Here is a 1,231-nt window from a genome sequence, read left to right on the forward strand (position 1 = left end):
AGACCCGATAGGGCTACTGGGTGGGTTGAATCCGTATGGGTATGTGCACTGCCCGACAGGGTTTATAGATCCGTTGGGTCTTAGTGGCATGTTCACAGGATCTACTTTTACAGGTCCTTCCGATATTACTTATACTGTCTATCAACAACCTATTGACTGGGACTTAAAAGTTAATACGCGAGATGGTGTAAAAACGAATCTTCAAATCGTTCTCGAAGATGGCCGAAGTCCTATGGTGGTAAAAGATGGGAAATATTCAGTTGTAAGCCTTCACCACTCTAAACAAAATGGCTTAGGGCCATTATTTGAGTTATCAACTGAAACGCACGTTAAGTACCGCTATACTAATGCATTGCATCCACACTTGCCTGGAAGTCACCCATTTAACCCAGTGGATCGTGATCTTTTTGATGCAGATAGAAAAGCTTACTGGAAGCAAAGAGCCGAAGAGGAAGTTAACCGTAGAAAGCTGATCAATTGCTGTAAAAAAGGAGGGTAAATGTTGACACCTAAATTGGTTGATTATTTTAAAAGTAAAAATTGGTGGTTTGATGAACCTTCAAGTGAATACCGCGATGCTTTGTTAAGTATTGATATCGATATTGACTCTGATTTTGCACAGTTTTACTTACATGTTGAAGATTGCCCAACATTTTTAGGAAAAAATAGAGAGATCTATCAAATTGGTTGGTTTTTAATTAATAGCAATGATTATTTATTAATCCTGAAAAGTGCTCATGATGTTCTAAAATTACCTAAAGAATATTTGCCATTAGATAATTTTGAAGGTGAATACGGTTATTTTTATAATCAAAAAACTGGTGAAGTTGTTGGGTTAGGATTAGGCAACGAAATTCATGACTTTATGGCTGGGGTACTGAAGCCACAATGGCATAGTTTTAATGATTTTTTAGAGTTTTTCTTTGATATTTAAACTAAATGGCCAGAAGATCTTTCAAACTTCTGGCCTCTTCGTTTTTAAGCGCCGCTCAGTTTACCCTTTTAGCCGCTGGTATACTCTGCCATCAGCTCGCGCATCGTGTGCCGTATGGCGGTTAGCTGCGCTTGCTGTTGTTGGTTCTGCTGCTTTATCGCTCGAATGTCTTCGCTGTCGGGTATCAAGACCAAACAACCGTTTAATATCTTCACCGTGAACGTGAAACCGGTCTCAAAACCTGCGGCTTTTAGCCACTGGCTTTTTAGGTGTATCGCCGGCGGTGGGTGGGTTTTA

At 40.0% G+C, this 1,231-nt stretch carries 3 protein-coding genes; 2 read left to right on the forward strand and 1 reads right to left on the reverse strand.

What is annotated here, in order from left to right; genetic code table 11:
* Both PR675_RS20850 and PR675_RS20855 read left to right on the forward strand, forming a co-directional pair.
* A partial coding sequence (locus tag PR675_RS20850; RefSeq protein ID WP_272582985.1) for an HNH/ENDO VII family nuclease occupies positions 1-499 on the forward strand: 499 nt, incomplete at its 5' end.
* On the forward strand, positions 500-934 hold the full coding sequence (locus PR675_RS20855; protein WP_154625809.1) for a hypothetical protein: 435 nt from the start codon (positions 500-502) through the stop codon (positions 932-934).
* Between the two features lie 68 nt (positions 935-1,002).
* Here the strand turns inward: PR675_RS20855 and PR675_RS20860 are convergent.
* Positions 1,003-1,231: SymE family type I addiction module toxin (locus tag PR675_RS20860; RefSeq protein WP_272582986.1), on the reverse strand; the 229-nt coding region annotated here is incomplete at its 5' end.

Source organism: Providencia sp. PROV261 (genome assembly GCF_028477945.1).
In the GTDB taxonomy this organism is placed as follows: Bacteria; Pseudomonadota; Gammaproteobacteria; order Enterobacterales; family Enterobacteriaceae; genus Providencia; species Providencia stuartii.